This is a genomic window from Sneathiella limimaris, assembly GCF_012932565.1.
In the GTDB taxonomy this organism is placed as follows: Bacteria; Pseudomonadota; Alphaproteobacteria; order Sneathiellales; family Sneathiellaceae; genus Sneathiella; species Sneathiella limimaris.
This window is the reverse complement of sequence record NZ_JABBYJ010000001.1, coordinates 2,334,509-2,354,481: the sequence shown is the minus strand read 5'-3', so window position 1 is coordinate 2,354,481 and position 19,973 is coordinate 2,334,509. Positions and strand designations below refer to the sequence as shown.

At 46.8% G+C, this 19,973-nt stretch carries 19 protein-coding genes; 5 read left to right on the top strand and 14 right to left on the bottom strand.

Annotation, left to right across the window (positions count from 1 at the left end):
• The first annotated feature begins 156 nt into the window (after positions 1-156).
• Entirely contained in the window at positions 157-1,596 is a 1,440-nt protein-coding gene (gene hydA / locus HH301_RS11455) for a dihydropyrimidinase (protein ID WP_169569038.1), read from the top strand.
• Positions 1,597-1,625: 29 nt separating this feature from the next.
• Here the strand turns inward: hydA and HH301_RS11450 are convergent, their stop codons facing one another.
• The 8 genes from HH301_RS11450 to HH301_RS11415 all read right to left on the bottom strand — a co-directional run bounded on the left by HH301_RS11450 (position 1,626) and on the right by HH301_RS11415 (position 10,389).
• Entirely contained in the window at positions 1,626-2,324 is a 699-nt protein-coding gene (locus HH301_RS11450) for a hypothetical protein (protein WP_169569037.1), read from the bottom strand.
• Positions 2,325-2,451: 127 nt separating this feature from the next.
• Complete coding sequence (locus HH301_RS11445) at positions 2,452-3,450, bottom strand: ABC transporter substrate-binding protein (protein WP_169569036.1); 999 nt, start codon at positions 3,448-3,450, stop codon at positions 2,452-2,454.
• Between the two features lie 86 nt (positions 3,451-3,536).
• Complete coding sequence (locus tag HH301_RS11440) at positions 3,537-4,673, bottom strand: ABC transporter permease (protein WP_169569035.1); 1,137 nt, start codon at positions 4,671-4,673, stop codon at positions 3,537-3,539.
• Positions 4,670-5,593 carry an ABC transporter permease gene (locus tag HH301_RS11435; RefSeq protein ID WP_169569034.1) on the bottom strand — a complete coding sequence of 308 codons (924 nt, stop codon included), beginning with the start codon at positions 5,591-5,593 and terminating at the stop codon, positions 4,670-4,672. The genes HH301_RS11440 and HH301_RS11435 overlap by 4 nt, the downstream gene beginning before the upstream one ends.
• A complete protein-coding gene (locus HH301_RS11430) occupies positions 5,586-6,377 on the bottom strand; it encodes an ABC transporter ATP-binding protein (RefSeq protein ID WP_420821187.1) in 792 nt (263 codons plus the stop codon). Before HH301_RS11430 ends, HH301_RS11435 begins: the two co-directional genes overlap by 8 nt.
• Before the next feature lie 121 nt (positions 6,378-6,498).
• Entirely contained in the window at positions 6,499-7,734 is a 1,236-nt protein-coding gene (locus HH301_RS11425; RefSeq protein ID WP_169569032.1) for a Zn-dependent hydrolase, read from the bottom strand.
• Positions 7,735-7,745: 11 nt separating this feature from the next.
• Positions 7,746-9,020 (bottom strand): NAD-dependent dihydropyrimidine dehydrogenase subunit PreA, encoded by a 1,275-nt coding sequence (gene preA / locus HH301_RS11420; RefSeq protein WP_169569031.1) that lies wholly within the window; start codon positions 9,018-9,020, stop codon positions 7,746-7,748.
• 22 nt (positions 9,021-9,042) lie between these two features.
• Entirely contained in the window at positions 9,043-10,389 is a 1,347-nt protein-coding gene (locus HH301_RS11415; protein ID WP_169569030.1) for an NAD(P)-dependent oxidoreductase, read from the bottom strand.
• Positions 10,390-10,758: 369 nt separating this feature from the next.
• Between HH301_RS11415 and HH301_RS11410 the strand changes: the two genes are divergently transcribed.
• The gene (locus HH301_RS11410) at positions 10,759-11,451 is read left to right on the top strand and encodes a TetR/AcrR family transcriptional regulator (protein ID WP_169569029.1); all 693 of its coding nucleotides are present in this window, start codon (positions 10,759-10,761) and stop codon (positions 11,449-11,451) included.
• Between the two features lie 5 nt (positions 11,452-11,456).
• Here HH301_RS11410 and HH301_RS11405 read toward each other — a convergent pair whose 3' ends face one another.
• Positions 11,457-13,292: an ATP-binding cassette domain-containing protein gene (locus HH301_RS11405; RefSeq protein WP_169569028.1), complete on the bottom strand. Its 1,836-nt coding sequence runs from the start codon at positions 13,290-13,292 to the stop codon at positions 11,457-11,459.
• A 169-nt stretch (positions 13,293-13,461) separates the two neighbouring features.
• On the opposite strand from HH301_RS11405, the gene trhO reads away from it, so the two are divergent.
• Positions 13,462-14,367, top strand: a complete 906-nt coding sequence (gene trhO / locus HH301_RS11400; protein ID WP_169569027.1) for an oxygen-dependent tRNA uridine(34) hydroxylase TrhO — start codon at positions 13,462-13,464, stop codon at positions 14,365-14,367.
• A 27-nt stretch (positions 14,368-14,394) separates the two neighbouring features.
• Here the strand turns inward: trhO and HH301_RS11395 are convergent, their stop codons facing one another.
• From HH301_RS11395 to HH301_RS11375, 5 genes are all read right to left on the bottom strand, one after another.
• On the bottom strand, positions 14,395-14,796 hold the full coding sequence (locus HH301_RS11395; protein ID WP_169569026.1) for a gamma-glutamylcyclotransferase: 402 nt from the start codon (positions 14,794-14,796) through the stop codon (positions 14,395-14,397).
• An 8-nt stretch (positions 14,797-14,804) separates the two neighbouring features.
• Complete coding sequence (locus tag HH301_RS11390) at positions 14,805-15,584, bottom strand: DUF169 domain-containing protein (protein ID WP_169569025.1); 780 nt, start codon at positions 15,582-15,584, stop codon at positions 14,805-14,807.
• Between the two features lie 43 nt (positions 15,585-15,627).
• Complete coding sequence (locus HH301_RS11385; RefSeq protein WP_169569024.1) at positions 15,628-16,587, bottom strand: glycosyltransferase family 9 protein; 960 nt, start codon at positions 16,585-16,587, stop codon at positions 15,628-15,630.
• 12 nt (positions 16,588-16,599) lie between these two features.
• Entirely contained in the window at positions 16,600-17,334 is a 735-nt protein-coding gene (locus HH301_RS11380) for a class I SAM-dependent methyltransferase (protein WP_169569023.1), read from the bottom strand.
• Between the two features lie 63 nt (positions 17,335-17,397).
• Positions 17,398-17,769 (bottom strand): glyoxalase superfamily protein, encoded by a 372-nt coding sequence (locus HH301_RS11375; protein WP_169569022.1) that lies wholly within the window; start codon positions 17,767-17,769, stop codon positions 17,398-17,400.
• 228 nt (positions 17,770-17,997) lie between these two features.
• On the opposite strand from HH301_RS11375, the gene HH301_RS11370 reads away from it, so the two are divergent.
• Positions 17,998-18,471 carry an SUF system Fe-S cluster assembly regulator gene (locus tag HH301_RS11370; protein ID WP_169569021.1) on the top strand — a complete coding sequence of 158 codons (474 nt, stop codon included), beginning with the start codon at positions 17,998-18,000 and terminating at the stop codon, positions 18,469-18,471.
• Between the two features lie 3 nt (positions 18,472-18,474).
• Positions 18,475-19,944, top strand: a complete 1,470-nt coding sequence (gene sufB, locus HH301_RS11365) for a Fe-S cluster assembly protein SufB (protein ID WP_169569020.1) — start codon at positions 18,475-18,477, stop codon at positions 19,942-19,944.
• Positions 19,945-19,973: the final 29 nt, after the last annotated feature.

Sequence of the window (19,973 nt, the reverse complement as noted above, 5' to 3'; positions counted from 1 at the left end):
TCATTACCTCCTGCCAGATAAAAAAATATTTTTGACCATATGGTCAGGATTTTAACTATCCTTTTGCAAAAGGGAAAGTTAAAATAGGCTAAGGGTAAGTGAGGAAAACCATAATTTTACAATAAGGGTTTGAGTTCAAGCTAACAGGAGATGGGAATGTCAACCTTGATACGTGGCGGTACAGTCGTCACTTCAGAAACAACGTTTCGTGCCGACGTTTATTGCGAAGACGGCGTGATTAAAGCCATTGGTGAAAATCTTGAAGTACCGTCGAGCGCAGAAGTTGTCGATGCAGGCGGACAATATGTAATGCCTGGTGGCATTGATCCCCATACACATATGCAGCTTCCATTCATGGGAACAGTCGCATCTGAGGATTTCTATACAGGCACGGCTGCCGCATTAGCGGGCGGAACCACTCAAATTATTGATTTCGTAATCCCGGATCCGGAAGAGCCACTAATGGAGGCCTACCAGAAATGGCGGGGCTGGGCTGAGAAATCTGTTGCCGATTACAGCTTCCATGTCGCCATAACCTGGTGGGATGACAGTGTTCATGAAGATATGGGTAAGCTCGCAACAGAAGAAGGAATTAACTCCTTCAAGCATTTCATGGCCTATAAAAACGCGATCATGGTTTCAGACGAAATGATGCTGGCAAGTTTTAATCGCTGCCAGGAACTGGGCGCGATGGCAACCGTTCATGCCGAAAACGGCGAAATGGTTTATTACCTTCAACAGGAAATGCTGAAGAAGGGAATTACAGGTCCGGAAGGCCACCCTCAATCTCGTCCGCCTGAAGTTGAAGGAGAAGCAGCAAACAGAGCCATTCGCACGGCCCAGGTTTTAAATACACCTGTCTATATTGTGCATGTCTCCTGTAAAGAGTCTCTTGAAGCGATTACTCGCGCCCGCCTAGAAGGACAAAGGGTATTTGGTGAGGTTCTTGCCGGTCACCTGCTCATTGATGACAGCGTCTATTACAATCAGGATTTTGAATACGCAGCAGCTCACGTGATGAGCCCTCCTTTCCGTCCGAAAGATCATCAACGGGCTCTATGGGCCGGTTTACAAGCTGGAAACCTGCAAACGACAGCAACAGACCATTGCTGTTTCTGTGCACCTCAAAAAGCTGCTGGTAAAGACGATTTCACGCTAATTCCGAACGGAACTTCCGGAGTTGAAGATCGGATGGCTGTACTTTGGCACCATGGGGTGAATACAGGCAAACTGACAATGAATGAGTTTGTTAAGGTAACTTCTACAAATGCGGCCCAGATCTTTAACATCCATCCTCGTAAAGGCTCCATCAGTGTGGGTGCGGATGCAGATATCGTCGTATGGGATCCTGAAATGACACGGACAATCTCTGTTGAGACTCATCATCAAAATATTGACTTCAATATTTTTGAAGGCATGGAAGTCAAAGGTAGCCCAAGCCACACCATCAGTCAGGGTAATGTTGTCTTTAAGGACGGGCAGCTTAATGTGGTGAAAGGTGCTGGTCGGTACATCAAGCGACCAACCTTTAATCCATATTTCGATGCACTCGCAAAGCAGCGGAAGATCAAAGCTCCGAGGAGCGTCAAACGTTAAACAACAAAACCCCGGGAAACCGGGGTTTTTTATTGGCTATTGATAGTCTGTTGATCACTTTCTGAAAGAATATCTTTAATCGTTGCATCAACTTTACTGACAAGGTTTTCATGCTTCTTGTGTAAGTAATGATAAACTGGCGTTTCAATAACCGGTTTCCCGCGTGTCAACGAACCTGCTAATTCTTGTTTCTGGTATTCAATTTCAAAATACGTATCAGCACTCAGAACAACGTCAATTGCACCTTCATGCAGCCTGTGTACGAGATGTATGAGTTCATCCGCTCTGACGACACCTTTTCTACCCTCTACCATTGCTTCAGACCAAACCACACCCCGTTGAATTCCAATCCTCATTGAAGGCGCTAGATCTCCTTCAGAATTAACAACAGTGCCGTCCAAAGTATAAGCGAACCCGCGTAGAACTAATATGGGCGTCGGAACCCTAATCAAATTTTTATATTGTTGCTCAATATGTGCTATTCGAAAAACTTCGCCATCCAATTGTCCTGCATCGCTCATCTCCAGCGACCGTCGACCCGGCAAGGGTAAAATCTTAATGGGAATATTCAACTTCCCGTAAACTTTTTGAATGAGTGGAAAAGTCTTAGGTTGCAGTGAGCTGCTAGCGATTGAACCAAATTCTAAAGTTTCAGCAACAGCGATTGTATTTGGTGAATACAATCCGAAGCACGCGAAAACAACCAAGATGCGAAAAAAATTCTTCAACGTTAGCTACCACCACATAGTACATCTATTACAGTATACTAAAATAAATAATTTGAGTACAAATAAAAAAAGAAAAGGTTGCCAGAGGCAACCTTTTCACTTGCTTTAAGCTAAGCATTATTGGAGCTTACATCCCCATTGCTTTTTCCCAGATTTCCTGAGTATAAGCTCCTTCTGGAGCTGCAGAAATCACTGGTGTAGAATTACTTGCAAGCAGTGTATCAACTGTCCGCTGATAGGCAGCTTCATCAAGTTTTCCGATTGCTTCAGTACTCCCAATCAGCTTGGCGATTTCACCCATCATCCGACGCTGGTGTTTTTCAGTCTGGGCACCGGTTGCATCATTTTCAAGGACAATGTCTGCAGCTTCATCGTTGTTATCAACTGCATATTTCCAGCCTTTCAAAGAAGCTTTCAGGAAACGCGCCAACTTATCTTTCATAGCGTCGTCTTCAAGGCTTTCTTCCAGGACATAAAGACCATCTTCAAGTGTTGCAACGCCTTGGTCTTCGTATTTAAAGACAGAGAGCTCTTCAGGTGTCAGACCTGCATCAATAACCTGCCAATATTCATTGTAAGTCATAGTAGACACGCAAGCAGCCTGCTTCTGGAGAAGTGGATCCACATTAAAGCCTTGCTTCAGAACTTTAATGTCCGCTCCTGAGCCTTCAAATTTCAGGTTCAATTTATCCATCCAGGACAGGAACGGATATTCGTTACCATAGAACCAGACACCCAATGTTTTGCCTTTGAAGTCTGATGGACTGGAAACGCCCATATCTTTACGGCATGTCAGCATCATTCCAGATTTTGAAAAGACCTGCGAAATATTGACAAGCGGGACCCCTTTTTCCCGAGTTGCCAATGCTGAAGGCATCCAGTCGATGATTACATCTGCTCCGCCACCTGCCAGAACCTGCGCAGGCGCCACATCTGGTCCACCTGGTTTAATTGTCACGTCCAAGCCGACTTCGTCATAAAAGCCTTTATCTTTCGCGACATAGTAACCTGCGAACTGAGCCTGTGTAACCCATTTCAGTTGCAATGTCAGTTTGTCTGCCGCCTGCGCCGAAATGGCGGTAAGACTAAGCAGTGCTGCTGACGCAATTAAGCCAATTTTTTTCATGTTTGAACTCCTCTCCTGTTCAAGACTTATGAATTTATTATGCTTCTTCCCTTACTTGTTTTCACCCTTTACTAAACAAATTTTTATTAATTCCTGGAACTTCTGTAAGATGGATGCCAAAAGGTAAATGTCCGCTCAAGTAGAGCTAGAATTCCATAGGATATGGACCCGGCAAGTGCTGCAACTGCAATTGTTGCCCAGACAACATCCACGTTCATGCGACCGACTTCGGTCGAAATCCGAAAGCCCATACCAACAATTGGCGTTCCAAAGAATTCAGCGACAATGGCCCCAATGAGCGCCAATGTTGAGTTGATTTTCAGTGCGTTGAAAATAAATGGCAACGCATTGGGCAGTCTCACAAAGAGCATGGTTTGCACGTAGTTTGCGGCATAAGATCGCATGAGATCCTTTTCCAAACGCCCTGTGGCCTCAAGCCCTGCCAGAGTATTGACGAGCATAGGAAAGAACGTCATCACAACGATCACCGCGGCTTTTGATTGCCAGTCAAATCCAAACCACATGACCATGATTGGTGCGATACCCACAATTGGTATAGCGCTAACCAGTGATCCAAGAGGCAAAAGTCCGCGTTGCAAGAATGGGATCCGATCTACAAGGATCGCCACGATAAATCCACTCCCACAACCAAAGGCAAATCCACTCAACACCGATTTAACGAAGGTTTGATAAAAATCAGCCGCCAGCGTATCCGTATTACCTGCAATTGCCCCCCCAATCATTGCGGGGCTCGGCAGTAAGACAGAAGGAATTTCAAACCCTGTTGTAATAACCTGCCAAAGGAAAAGAACCCAAAGTCCGAAAAATGTTGGTACCAACAACTTCATTGCTTTATTTGCTGACGCCAACGCAGAGGTCATTTCCATTGCTCTCCAGGACAGGAACCCAAGAGCAATAACAAACAGCCATAGGCCAGTAGCATTCACTCCATTGTCAAGCTCTGCTGTAATGTTAATGAGAACAGCGGCTGCACCTGCAAATGTTCCAATAACGATCAAAAATGTCATCGTTACGTTTTCGGACAAGGTAACCAGGCGAATAATCGAGACGAGAATTGCTAAACCAGCCAAGGCTAAACTCGGTAGCGATGCAAACCAGTATACGCCGCCCTGCTCCATTTGCCCAACTGGCAAAACGAGCGAAATAACAGCGAGCGCCACAAACGCAAGGAGCGGTTTATCCAATGACTTGAAATCCATCATACCTGCGCCCCCATTTTTTGGGTCACAAACTTCTCAATGATTGAGACAAGGTACACCAGAAGCATTCCCAATACAGAAGCCATTACCAAAGCCGACCAAATTTGAATAGTTTGACCATAATATGAGCCACTCAAAAGGCGAGCGCCCAATCCAGCTACAGCACCGGTCGGCAATTCACCCACGATGGCACCTACAAGACTGATAGCAATTGAGACTTTGAGACTAGCGAATAAAAACGGAATGGATGCAGGTAAACGCAGTTTCCAGAAAATTTGAGAGGTGGAAGCACTGTAAGTCCGCATCAAATCCATTTGCAAAACATCAGGAGAACGGAGCCCTTTCACCATACCAATGGTAATTGGAAAGAAACATAGATACATCGAAATGATCGCTTTAGGGATTGTTCCCGTGAGCCCCACATTTCCAAGTACAACAATGATCATCGGCGCAATCGCCAGAATAGGAATGGTTTGCGAAGCAATAACCCAAGGCATCAAACTGCGGTCCAATGTTTGAACATGCACGATACCTACAGCCAATAATATTCCGAGCAGACCACCAAAAGCAAAGCCCAACAAAGTGGCGGAAGTCGTCACCCAAGCGTGATAGACGAGGCTCCGCTTGGAGGTGATTTTCTTTTGCAGAACCGTTTTATTCAGTTCCTCAACAATCTGATGTGGGGCTGGCAAAATGGGGCGCTCCATTGCCCAGGCATCCTTTGCCAATTTTTCCATATCCCACTCGACTTTGGCCCGTTCATACTTTGAAATCAATGTATCTGAATTTAGATAAACGGCACCAGCATACCAAGCCACAAGGATCGCAATCACAACTGTGAGGATCGGAAGGGTTTTCCCGTGATACAATCGACCCCAAAGACTACCTTTCGAAGACGAAGATGAAATAGCGGCATCAGTCATCGTAGGAATGCCCTGCCCTCAGTCCTTCACGCACCCGGTGGGCTATTTCCAAAAATTCCGGCGTCTCCCGGATATCAAGGGTCCGGTTCCGGGGCAGATTACAATCGATTATATCAATGATCTTGCCAGGCCGAGGTGACATCACAACAATTTTTGAAGACAAGAATACAGATTCCGGGATGGAGTGGGTCACAAAAATAACTGTTTTCCCTGTCTGGTCCCAAAGCCGCAATAGCTGCTCGTTTAAGTGATCTCGTGTGATTTCATCAAGAGCACCAAAAGGCTCATCCATCAGCAAGAGATCCGGCTCTACGGAAAGCGCCCGGGCAATCGAAACCCTCTGTTGCATTCCGCCAGAAAGCTGCCACGGAAACTTCTTTTCAAAACCTTCCAAATTTACCAGAGACAGGTTTTTCTTGGCCCTAGCAAGTTGCTCTTCCTTGGAAATTCCCATGATTTCAAGGGGCAGCATTATATTCTTTTGGACGGTCCGCCACGGATAAAGTGCTGGCGCCTGAAATACATAGCCATAGGCGCGTTTTTCACGTGCCTGCTTCGGAGACATCCCATTGACCGAAATATGGCCATTCGTTGGTGTCTCAAGATCGGCAATAACCCGCATCAAAGTGGTTTTACCGCACCCAGAGGGTCCGATAAAGGAAACGAAATCACCTGAATTTATTGTCAGATCCACGTCTGATAACGCATGAACCGGAGCGTCCGGTGTTTGAAAGATCAGATTTAGTTTTTCGATCTCTATGACCGGTTTTCCCATACCGCTCATAGCCACCTCATCTTCGATAGCTTGCTTAGCCTGTTGCATTTCACTGCAAAATCCCCTGTTACACATATGGGAAGCGGCGAACCCTGTCAGTCATTTCGCCGCTTGCCTATTTTTAATACTATTACGCTACTGTGGCCCGTTCCACAACAGCATGCAACAACACATTACATCCTGCTGCTAGATCTTCCGGTGTCGCCTCTTCTTCCTCATTATGACTGATGCCATTTTCGCAAGGAACAAAAATCATGCCGGTGGGTGCTACACGGTTGATATAGCAAGCATCATGACCTGCACCAGAAATGATATCCATATGAGAATACCCGGCCTGCTCCGCACCAAATCGCACGGCGTTGACGCAATCATCATCAAAAGCAACAGGTGGTGAGTACCAAATTTGCTCAAATTTCATTTCGTAGCCACCTTCGCTGGCAACCTTTTCTGAAAAAGAGCGTAACTGCTCATCCATCTTTGAGAGGATTTCATCATCTGGATGACGGAAATCAACAGTGAAGAAAACTTCACCTGGAATAGTGTTCCGCGAATTTGGTGTTACGTTCATCAAGCCAACAGTTGCACAGGCGAAAGGCTGATTTTCAAACCCAATACGATTAACTTCTTGAACAATTTTCGAGGCCGCGACGAGCGCATCTTTCCGGCGGGCCATAGGGGTTGGACCCGCATGAGCTTCCTGCCCTGTGATGGTAATTTCATACCACCGTTGACCTTGCGCCCCTTTAACAACCCCAATGGTTTTTTCTTCATGCTCCAAAATAGGCCCTTGCTCGATATGGGCCTCAAAGAAAGCCTTGATCTCACGTCCACCGACCTCTTCCGGTCCGGCATAACCAATTCGCTCAAGCTCTTCGCCCATGGTCTTACCATCAAGATCCGCACGGCTCAGGCCGTATTCCAAATCAAAAACACCGGCGAAAACCCCCGAAGACACCATAGCCGGAGCAAACCGGGACCCTTCTTCATTCGTCCAAACAGCGACCTCGACCGGATTTTCAGTTTTAACGTCGAAATCATTAAGGGTTCGAAGCACTTCAAGACCTGCGAGCACCCCAAAAACCCCGTCATACTTACCACCCGTTGGTTGGGTATCGAGATGAGAGCCCATCATTACTGGCGGAAGATCATCGTTCACCCCTGCCCGACGCGCGAAGATATTCCCCATTTTATCGATTTTAATCGTACAGCCTGCATCCTTGCACCATTGAACGAAGAGGTCGCGCCCCTCTTTATCCACATCCGTCAGGGCAAGCCGGCAACAGCCGCCTTTTTCTGTGCCGCCAATTTTTGCCATATCCATCAGGCTGTCCCACAAACGGTCGCCCTTTACTGCCATATTTTTCATAATTATTCGCTTTACTCTGCTGCTTTTGAGTGAGGGTTTCTTGGATCCTGGTTCCAGTTCATGTAAGGCTTGCCATTATCCACCTCTACCATCGTAATACAATTCTCAACCGGGCATACATGGTAGCACAGATTACAACCCACGCATTCTTCATCCACCACTTCATATCGCCGCTCACCATTAACACGACTCGCTGTAATCGCCTGGTGAGATGTATCTTCGCAAGAAATATGACACAGACCGCATTTGATACATTTATCCTGATCAATGAGCGCTTTTACGTCATAGTTCATATTCAACTGGTTCCAATCGGTGACATTGCCCGAAGCGAGCCCACGGAAATCATCGATAGACTTATAGCCCTTGCTATCCATCCAGTTGCTGAGACCGGTTTTCATATCATCAACAATCTTGAAACCGTGATGCATTGCAGCTGTGCACACCTGAACAGATCCGCACCCTAATGAAATAAATTCAGCAGCATCTCTCCAGTTGGAAATGCCTCCAATGCCAGACATAGGAATGTTCTCACATTCAGGATCCCGGGCAATTTCAGCAACCATGTTCAATGCAATAGGTTTAACTGCCGGTCCGCAATAACCACCATGAGCTCCCTTGCCATCAACAGTTGGTGTCGGCGCCATGATGTCCAGATCAATATTCACGATTGAATTGATTGTGTTGATCAGTGAGACAGCATCGGCTCCACCACGCACAGCTGCCCGAGCGGATTGACGAATATCTGTAATGTTCGGTGTGAGCTTTACAATCACAGACATATCGGAATGTTTTTTACACCATTCCGTGACCATCTGGACATATTCAGGAACCTGACCAACTGCTGCGCCCATGCCACGTTCGGACATCCCGTGCGGGCAACCAAAGTTGAGTTCCACCCCATCGGCGCCCGTCTCTGCAACCCGGTTAAGGATATACTTCCAAGGCTCCTCCTCACAGGGCACCATAAGAGAGACAACCATTGCACGATCTGGCCAGTCTTTCTTGACGCGCGTAATTTCTTCCAGATTCACATCTAGGGGCCGATCTGTGATCAACTCGATATTATTCAGGCCAGCCATACGCTGCCCGTTGTAATGAGTCGCGCCATACCGGGACGACACATTAACTACAGGCGGGTCTTCTCCCAAAGTTTTCCATACAACGCCACCCCAACCGGCCTCAAAAGCCCGAACAACATTTATTTCCTTGTCAGTTGGCGGTGCACTTGCCAACCAGAAGGGATTGGGTGATTTAATTCCTACAAAATCATAGCTCAGATCTGCCATCTTCTTGGTCCCTTATCCCCGGTTAGGCTTTTAAATATTGATCAATTGCATGTGCGGCCAGCTTCCCATCCTGGACAGCAGCTACGGTCAGGTCTTCCCCCCCGAGAATACAGTCGCCTCCGGCGTAAACACCGGGAACGGAGGTCGCCCGATTGTCATCCACCTTGATACGACCATCCAGGATCTCCAGTGAAGTAGCCTCCTCTGTTACCGGATCCGGAATGAAGACCTGACCGATTGCTTTGAACACCATATTGGCAGCCAGTGTGAATTTCTCACCAGTACCTGCCAAAGATCCGTCCGCCGCTTTTTCAGTATATTCAAATGTTACGCCCGAAACTGAACCATTCTCTTCCTGAAGAGAAACCGGTTTTACGTAATGACGTATGGTAACCCCGTTAAGCTGCGCATATTCCTGTTCATGGTGGGTTGCGCTCATATCTTCTGCACCCCGACGATAACAGAGGGTCACTTCTTCAGCTCCCAAGCGCTTCGCTTGAACAGCGATATCAATCGCGGTATTGCCACCGCCAATTACGACAATCTTTCGACCAATTTCAAGATCCGCCTTTGTTTCAGACTGGCGAAGATCTGCAATGTAATCGACCGCGTTAAAAACCCCTTTAAGGCTTTCGTTTTCAAAACCGAGCGAGCGAACCGCGCCAAGTCCAGTTCCGATAAAGACTGCATCAAATTTCTTATGCAATTCTGCCAGACTAATTTGTGAGCCAAGCGCCATATTATGGTGAACCGTAATGCCACCGATAGAGAGAATGAAATCAACTTCTTCCTGGGCAATCCCATGAGGAAGTTTATAGGCAGCAATACCGTATTCATTCAGGCCGCCAGATTTTGCTTTGGCCTCAAATACCTCCACATCATGCCCGAGCATAGCCAGGCGGTGGGCGGCTGATAAGCCTGCCGGTCCGGCACCGACAACCGCAACCGTCTTGCCTGAGGAAGGTGCACGTTCAAAAGGCTGCTCTTTCGTTGCCATCAGCCAGTCAGTTGCAAATCGCTGCAAACGGCCAATCGTAACGGGCTTTCCTTCCTGAGTTTGTCGGACACAGACTTCCTCACAGAGGATTTCAGTCGGACATACACGTGCACAGGCACCGCCCATGATATTCTCAGTCAAAATATCAATCGCAGATCCCCGATAGTTCCCTGTCTGAATTTTACGAATGAAGTTCGGAATATCAATTCCGGTAGGACAAGCCTCCATACAAGGTGCGTCGTAACAAAAATAGCAACGATTAGCTTCGATATGTGCCTTAGCTTCTCCTAAAGCCGGATACATGTCGTCAAAGTTTTTTGACAATTCGTCAGCGGACAACCTGCCCGCCGCGATATCGGCGATACCACCCATGTTTTTCTCTTTCTAGCCCAGTTAATAACCCACCGGTTTTGCCCGGTTTGTTCCCTGAGAAAAACCATAGTCAAAATCTGACCAAATGGTCAAGATTAATTGTTCACTTATTTATAACCCGCAGAATTCTGGGCCTAAAGGAAATTAAAAATTTCTAATTTTGGCGACTTTTATATCATTCGATGATTTTTTAGGCGTAACTGATCTGGAACTAACCAGAAAAAAATAGACATTTACCCACAACGGAGAATCAGACGATCTGGATCGCCGAAAGTGGACACAAATTTGTTTGAGTGATTAAAACTTGCAAAAAATTAGCGGTTCAAGCCAAAATATGTTCCCAATACCGGTTACAGGCTGACTTAAAAAATGACGAAATCCAAAGAAGCGTCCTCTGCATCCTCAAATCAAGGACGAATCCGACAGGAAAACAGAAAAAAGATACTTGCCGCCGCTGAAAAGGTTTTTGCGGCCAACGGCTTTCGGGGTGCTACGACTGCCGATATCGCGGAGGAAGCTGGTCTGCCTAAAGCAAATGTCCACTACTACTTTGGCACCAAAGCCAAACTCTATCGAACCGTCATTGATGATATCGTAGAACTATGGCTATCCTCCTTTCGCGAGATTACAGAAGAGGACGATCCTGCACTCACTCTTGCAGATTACATTCGCGCCAAAATGGAGCTTTCGAAAAACCGACCAGAAGCCTCTCGCGTTTTTGCGAACGAACTGATCAGAGGTGCTCCGCGGATCAAACCTTATCTGTCCGGAGATCTAAAAGAATGGGTGGATTATAAATCGGCCATTTTAGACAAATGGATTGAACAAGGAAAAATGGCCCCCGTTGACAGCAAGAAACTGATCTTTCACATATGGGCAATGACACAAACCTGGGCTGACTTTGAAATTCAGTGGGCTTCCGTTCTCGGTCGGGAGAACAAGCTTGAAGAAGCTGATTTTGAAGAAGCCACCAACGCCATTATTACGACTGTCCTCAGGACCTGTGGATTAACTCCCGTGCCTGCCCGGAAAACAGATATAGAGCTGCCTATCGCCGGCTAGTCAGATTAAGAGGACCCGCCACTCAACTCTTCTTGCAGAATTTCCAATTCCAGAAGACGTTCCTCAGATTGCTCATACTTGCCTTTGGCTTCAGTCAGCGCATCCATCACTTTTTGGAATTTATCTGGATTTTTGGCAAAAAGATTAGGATCTGACATTTCGGCTTCCAGTTTAGCAATCTGTTCTTCCAGTTGAGCGAGAAGATCGGGAAGCATATCCAGTTCACGCTGGTCCTTGTAACTCAATTTTGCCCGCGCTTTTTTAGGTTTTTCAGCCTGAACCTGAACGGGTTTAGATGGAGAAGAAACTGGCTTTTCCTGCTCTTGGCGTTGCCGGACATAATCAGTATATCCGCCTACATACTCATCTACACGTCCCTCACCCTCAACAGCAATCACGGACGTCACTAACTGATCCAAAAACTCACGATCATGACTAATTAGGATAAGGGTCCCTTCATAACTACTCAGCATGTCCTGTAAGAGATCAAGCGTTTCCATATCCAGGTCATTGGTCGGCTCATCCAAAACAAGGAAATTGCTCTCGCGCGCCAACAACTTCGCAAGCAACAACCTATTTTTTTCTCCGCCAGATAACGATTTAACGGGACTCTTTGCCTGTTTTTCCTCGAACAGGAAATCCCGTAAATAAGCCACCACATGCCTAACTTCACCCTTCACCAACAACTGGCCGCTGCCTGGATCTGCAAGGGTATCCCAGAGACTTTCTTCGGGATCCAAACTTTCCCGCTGTTGATCAAATATGGCTGGCGTCAGGTTTGTTCCAAGCTTCACAACCCCTTCGTCTGGCTGCAACTCACCCGTCAACATTTTCAGAAGAGTGGTTTTTCCTGCTCCGTTCTCTCCGATAATTCCAACGCGATCGCCTCGCATGATCCGGGTCGAGAAATTCTTGATAATTGTTTTCTGCTCACCTTCCGCAGTCTCATAAAATTTTGAGATGCCGTCCGCTTCTACAACTACCTTGCCGCTCTTTTCTCCGGAAGCAACCTCAAGCCGCGCTTTTCCGACCCGACCGGTTCGCTCAGCCCTCTCAGCCCGCATCCGATGCAATGCACGTAAGCGGCCTTCATTTCGCGCACGGCGAGCAGTAATCCCTTTACGTGACCAGTCAGTCTCTTCCGCGATCCGCTTATCCAGTTTTCGCGTTTCCACCTCTTCAGCTCTCAGAATTTCCTCTGACCACTCTTCAAACGCAGCGAAGCCTTTACCGTGGGTTCTGAGTTTTCCACGATCAAGCCAGAAGAGGCGATTTGTCAGGTTTTTGAGGAACTGGCGATCATGGCTGATGATCAACAAGGCGCCTTTATACGTTTTCAGCTCTTCCTCAAGCCAAAGAATTGTTTTGATATCGAGATGGTTTGTCGGCTCATCAAGTAGCAGAACATCAGGCTCAGAAACCAACGCCTCTGCAAGCGAAACCCGGCGCGCTTCCCCGCCAGAGAGTGTTTCAAGTAGCCGGTCCCCATTAATACCAACACCTTCGAGAACCTGGTCAACCAGATAGCTATAATCCTGCCCATCGGCCTGAAGATCCTCGGGCAGGCCCTGATAAACCTGATCAAACACAGACCGACCTGCTATGACCTCTGGCTGTTGACGCAAATATCCAACCCGAATACCAGTTTGAACAAACCGGTCCCCGCCATCCAATTCTATTTCTCCAGCTATTGCTTTTAACAGGGTCGATTTGCCAGATCCGTTTCGCCCAACCAGAGCAATCCTCATGCCCGGCTCAACAGCCAAAGAAATGTTATTGAACAGATCACCACCACCGAATGTGATACGTGCGTCCTGCAAAGCGAGAATAGGTGCTGCCATAATTCTTGATATACCAATTGAAAAACTTTAGCGCTTCTATCACCTGCGACCTTATATCGCAATTGCAATCCCTGACTTGCATCTTCGGTCGCCTGTTTATATAAGATCCCTGAAAAATGACCTGCTCGCCGGATTTGCGAATTGGCTAGTTAAATTTTGGAATACGCTCATGTATGTCGTTGCTGCACTCTATAAATTTGTGAACCTGCCGGATTACAAGGAAATCCAGGCTAAGCTGCTGAAAGTCTGTTTGGACAATAATATCCAAGGGACATTGCTATTGGCTGAGGAAGGGATCAACGGAACCGTCGCTGGCCCTCGTGAGGGCATAGATACGCTTCTTGCATATCTCAAAAGTGATGAGCGGCTTGCTGATTTAAGTCATAAAGAAGCGATCAACGAGGAACAGCCGTTCTACAGAATGAAAGTCCGGCTGAAAAAAGAGATTGTAACACTTGGTGCACCGGGTACAGACCCCAATAAAATGGTTGGGGCCTATGTCAAACCAAAGGATTGGAATGACCTGATCGCGGATCCCGAAGTTCTACTAGTAGACACCCGCAATGACTATGAGGTTCAGGTTGGCACTTTTAAAGGAGCCATCAACCCAAAGACAGAAACTTTCCGTGAATTCAAACAGTATGTAAAAGAAAACCTGGATCCAGAGAAACACAAGAAGGTTGCGATGTTCTGCACTGGCGGCATTCGATGTGAAAAATCGACTTCTTACCTGCTCCGCGAAGGGTTCGAGGAAGTCTATCATCTGGAAGGCGGCATCCTGCAGTATTTTGAAGATGTCCCAGAGGAAGAAACCACATGGGAAGGCGAATGCTTTGTGTTTGATCAACGGGTTACCGTCAATCACAAACTGGAAAAAGGCTCGTATGATCAGTGCTATGCCTGTCGTTACCCTATTACAGAAGAAGACATGGCATCAGATAAGTATGTTAAAGGGATTTCATGTCCCCATTGCTACGACGAACTGACAGAAGAGAAAAAGACTAGGTTCGCTGAACGGCAAAAGCAGATTGAACTTGCCAAGCGACGCGGTGAAGTTCACATTGGAACAAAATAACCTAAGGGGAACAATACGTTCCCCTTCTTACTTACACCAGTAGGTTAGGAAATCACCTGAATTGATCTCAGTAAAACCTACTGTGGATCTGGTGTAGAGATACACCCAAGCAGACCGTTTTTTGCCCCCCGCCCCCAAAACTGGCAATCGTTTTCGGACATATGGCCATGGCTTTGGGTCGCTGGGACCGCATTCCTCATACTCATCAAAAACAGCAAGTGCATCTGGTGATTTCAGCTCCATGATATCACCCACAATGTCTATTGCATCCTTCTTCACATCTACAAACCCGGGATAGGATCCAAGATCATAAAGCTTTCCTCTAACAGTACCCGTTTCAACAAACTGGCAATAACGGCGGACTTCTTTGATCATTGGTCCCGGGAAATCACGCCGCAAGGTTCCGTAAACAAACAAGAAATTCGACACAAACTGTCCTACTTATTTCCGTAACTATAACCTAGACCTGCCCGGGCATCATTCTGGACACTGTAAGGTGGAATGGGGTAACGAAGTCCATTTTTGGCAAGCTTAGCCAGCCCTTCAATGGTTTTGGGTAGATATGCCGGCGGGATTGCCATGAGCAATTCATCCTCCATCACCCCGCCATAGCGACGCTCCGCAAAACAGGGCAGAGATAGACTAGGTTCACCAGTTGACAAAGCCCGTCCCCAACTATCAGCGCAGGAGCTTTCCCCAACCACCGAGAAATCAAGTTTTTTATATCCAGCCCATTGCAATCCATTGATGAACAGGATCATCTGCGCAGGCGTCGCATAAATAAGACATATATCCGGTGGATCTAACCGCCCAGTCGTCAATGGGGAGACAGCCATGGCCTTGTATTTTCCAAAAGGCACCACTGTCATTTCCTGCTGGTGTTTTTTGGTATCTTCCGGGCTCTCCCACCAAACACCAACATATCGCTCCCCTTTTTCCCATTCAGCGTCCTGCGGATGCAAGCCCAGAACCGCCCCACATTGAGAACCGACGAAATCTTCGGCAGTTGCCCCAACGGTCCAGCCCAGACGGCAAGCCTGTCCGACGATCTGATCCGCTGTATGAATTGAGTTTGGGCGTCTGATCCGATCAATCGCCTCCATCTCCTCAACAGTCTCGAATAATTTCATTCCGATAGGAGTGGCCCGAATTCTTAAATACTGGTTCAGACCACTTAATATTGCATCCCAGTCATAATGTCCCTCTAGCGCAGTCATGCTTCCTCCCTGTTCTCAGGTTATTATTTTTGGATTTGAAAGATTACTCTTTCAGTGACTGGTAGAAAGTTTGGACCTGTTCCAGAACAACTTCAAGCGGAAGTCTCTCTATTCTTTTGATTTGACCATTGGGATCTGTAACTGTTTTGGTCGTAATGTCCTCCCCTGCGGGGGAGCCGACTAAACATAAACTATTTGGACCAATAGGCCCGTAAACCTTGGGTTTACCGATGCCAAACAGTGCAACTGTGGGCACCTTCACCGCCAGCGCTGTGTGCATCAGGCCCGAGTCATTTCCAATAAAAAGCTTTGCTTTGGAAATCAAAGCTGCCGCCTCCATCGGATTGGTTTTGCCCACAAAGTTTAAAACTTGTTTGGCAGGCAATTGGCCGATGACTTTCTCAGCCTGCTCTTCTTCTCCCGGGGCACCAAAAATCATGATCTTAGCGCCGGGCAATATTCCCGTCTCTGACGTCAAAGACCTGGCAAGATTTGCATAATTATCTGCATCCCACTGTTTTAAGGGGTGATTAGCTGTTGGTCCGATCGCCAGAACCGGATCATCCGAAAGAGCTTGCGTTAAATCTGATCGGAGGTGAAAACCGTTAGTCCTGATCAAAGGGGGTATTGGTTGTTGAAGCCCAATCATCTTAGCATTGGATAGCGTCTTGGCCTCATCATCAGGTGGAGACGACCAGATATGTCTCTTTCGACAAGGTAGAAACCCAAGAGGGCTTCCCCGAAAATCAACAATTCGGTCCCAATAAATACCGTCAATTGCCTTAAAAGCATCCCACCAATGAAGACTATATTTCCGCTTCTTGATGGCAACAACCAGATGAACCTTGGGGTTACTTCGAAAAATCTCTGCCGGGATATGCCCGCAAACTATTGTCACAAGAGCATCTGGTTCTTCTGAGATCAAATGCTCAAGCACACCTGTCGTCAGGACCGCATCTCCAAGCCTATTAGAGGTAACAAAGAGGATCTTCTTTTGTCTCATACTGGAAAATCCTCAAACCTTCCGCGCCAGGATTTTAAGCCCTGTCTTATTGGTTAGAGTTTTTCGGATCAACTGAATACCATGCCTGGCGAACAAGATTTGTAGAGCCTTTTTTGTAAAATAGAGACAATGCTCAGGGGGTTTGAATTCATGCCACGCCTTAATATCTTTCGGCCTGAAAATATGTCCTGCATCTGGCGTGGTGAGGTAAACGAGGGAACCAGGCTTCATCAACCTGGACAGACTATCTGCAAAGCTGTCAGGATCCAGAACATGTTCAATCACTTCTGATGTATATAGCAGGTCAAAAGGCTCATACTGATCTGCCGCCTGTTCAATCGCCATAATATCAAAGTGACACCCAGGGAACTCTTGCTTACCGTATTCAATGGCTTCTTCACTTAGATCAATACCGTAAGCGTTGAACCCCTTTTCTTGAGCCGCCTTGACCACAAAACCCGCACTGCAGCCAATATCCAAGAAACGACCACCGGAGATCTTCTTTGACAAACGCCTCATTCGGCTTCTAGCCCGGCGGAACTTTTTATCTGCTTTTCGCTTGTAGCTCGCAGTTCCTGGATAGTCTCTGTAATAAGCAGCGATACTTGCCTGATCAATCATTGGGTTCATAAAGATAAAACCACAGTCGGAGCATTCGCTGAACTGCATCTCATCCTGTTTCACTGTATCTTTGATATTCGGACTTAAACATGCCCTGCAATGGTCAACTTTTTCAGTGAAATTCATAACCGCTTGCCCCGTAATTTAAACTGATTTGTAACTTACACAAAGTTCGAGGAAAGTCAGCAGCTATTCTCCAGATTGTTGTTTACAAAAAGTCAGGCGATTTCCAAACGGGTCTGTCACGGTGAACTCAACACCCCAAGGAACCGTATCCAAGCCTGGATTGGCAAATTTAAACGATTTCAAGTGGAGCTCCTGATGGAAACCCTCAATATCACCCGTTGGAATAAATATACGCACCCCAGGGACACTATCCGCGTAATGTTCTGTGAGATGAAGGACTAAACCATCTCTGGAAATTTGACGATAAGTAGGTTGCTCCTCAGGCTGATGCAGCCAGTCCTCCTCGAACCCTAAGAAGTCGAGATAAAATTCTCTCGCTTTCTCAATATCAAAAATTCTTAAGATTGGGATTGCGCCTTTTATATCATAACTCATGGATTCGAATTTACCCTCCCCAATTTATTAAGCCTCCAATAGCTCTATTAATAATGAAAATCAATTGCAAAAACCAGTGATCAAATATCCGCCTAAGCCATTGTTTTGTATCGACTTAAATTTCACAGACTCCGCTATTGTGCGGCCTCATCTTTTTCTATACAAGACCATTTTTGTCTGTTATACCCCCTTGAATTCAGACTAAATTGGTACGATATTAATTCCAAGATGATTAAACTGAGCAAAATGACAGACTATGGCGTTGTGATCATGTCAGAAATGGCACGGATCGAAGGGCGCGTCATGACAGCACCGGATTTATCTCTACACACCGGGTTGACCGTTCCGACGGCCGCCAAAATCCTGCGCATTTTGTCCAAAAGTAACCTTTTGACATCTATTCGAGGTGCCCATGGAGGATACCGGCTGGATCGTAAACCGACCGAGATTTCTATTGCCGAAATTGTGAGAGTTTTAGAAGGACCAGTTGCTGTTACATCTTGCGTAGATACAAGTCACGACGACTGCTCAGTTGAAGAATGTTGCCCCATGCGCGGCGGTTGGGAAAAAATCAATCGTGCCATTAATACTGCAATGGAAGAAGTCACCCTGGCCGATATGTGTCAGGGCAGTTCTGCCCCCCTACCCAGGCTCAACAAAACCGCTGCAAGTGGTTTGCCGAGCCTCAATGTAACGGAGTGAGCGATGGCTGTTAGCCAGGAAACTGTTGAACAAGTTGCATCCGTATCAGAAAAATACAAATACGGATTTGTCAGCGACATTGAAGCAGAAACAGCCCCAAAAGGGCTTAATGAAGATATCATTCGCTTCATTTCGACTAAAAAAGAAGAGCCGGAATGGATGCTGGAATGGCGTCTGAAAGCCTATCGGTATTGGCTTGAAATGGAAGAGCCCGACTGGGCGAAAGTCAATTATCCGAAGATCGATTTTCAGGATATCTATTATTACTCGGCTCCAAAGAAAAAAGACAAAATCAAAAGCCTTGATGAAGTGGATCCGGAAATCCTTGAAGTCTACAACAAGCTCGGTATTCCGCTCAAAGAGCAGGAAGTCCTCGCAGGTGTTGAAGGGGCATCAAATGTCGCTGTGGACGCCGTATTTGACAGCGTCTCAGTTGCGACTACCTTCCGTGAACGGCTGGAGAAGGAAGGGGTAATTTTTTGCCCCATTTCAGAAGCCATTCAGAAGCATCCAGATCTTGTGAAAAAATATCTGGGCTCAGTGGTTCCCTATACAGACAATTACTACGCAACGCTAAACTGTGCAGTCTTTACAGATGGCTCATTCGTTTACATTCCGAAAGGTGTGCGCTGCCCCATGGAGCTAAGCACCTACTTCCGGATTAACGCAGCGCAAACAGGCCAGTTCGAACGGACCCTCATTATCGCTGATGACGACAGCTATGTCAGTTATCTGGAAGGTTGCACCGCACCGATGCGGGATGAAAATCAGCTTCATGCAGCGGTCGTTGAACTGGTGGCCCTGGAAAATGCAGAGATTAAATATTCCACTGTTCAGAACTGGTATCCTGGTGATGAAAACGGCAAGGGTGGAATTTATAACTTTGTGACAAAACGTGCGGCCTGCCGGGGCGCAAATTCCAAAGTTAGCTGGACACAAGTTGAAACCGGTTCAGCTGTTACTTGGAAATACCCTTCCTGTATCTTGCAGGGCGATAATTCAGTCGGTGAATTTTATTCTATCGCGATTACCAACAACCTGCAGCAGGCTGATACCGGGACGAAGATGATCCATTTGGGTAAAAACACCACGAGCACCATCATCTCCAAGGGTATTTCTGCTGGTCGCGCCCAAAGCACATATCGTGGTCTTGTTCGGATGGGCCGTAAAGCAGATAACGCACGCAATCACACGGTTTGTGACAGCTTGCTTATTGGCGACCGGTGCGGCGCTCATACGGTTCCTTATATTGAGAACCAGAACCGCTCTGCCAAAATTGAACATGAGGCGACCACCTCAAAGGTGAGTGAAGAGCAACTATTCTATTGTCAGCAGCGTGGGCTTTCTGAAGAAGAAAGCATGGCGCTGATTGTAAATGGCTTTTGTAAGGACGTATTGCAAAAGCTGCCTATGGAATTCGCAGTCGAGGCCCAGAAACTGGTTGGGATCAGTCTGGAAGGCAGCGTTGGTTAAAAAAACCAACTGCCAAACCCTCGTTACAG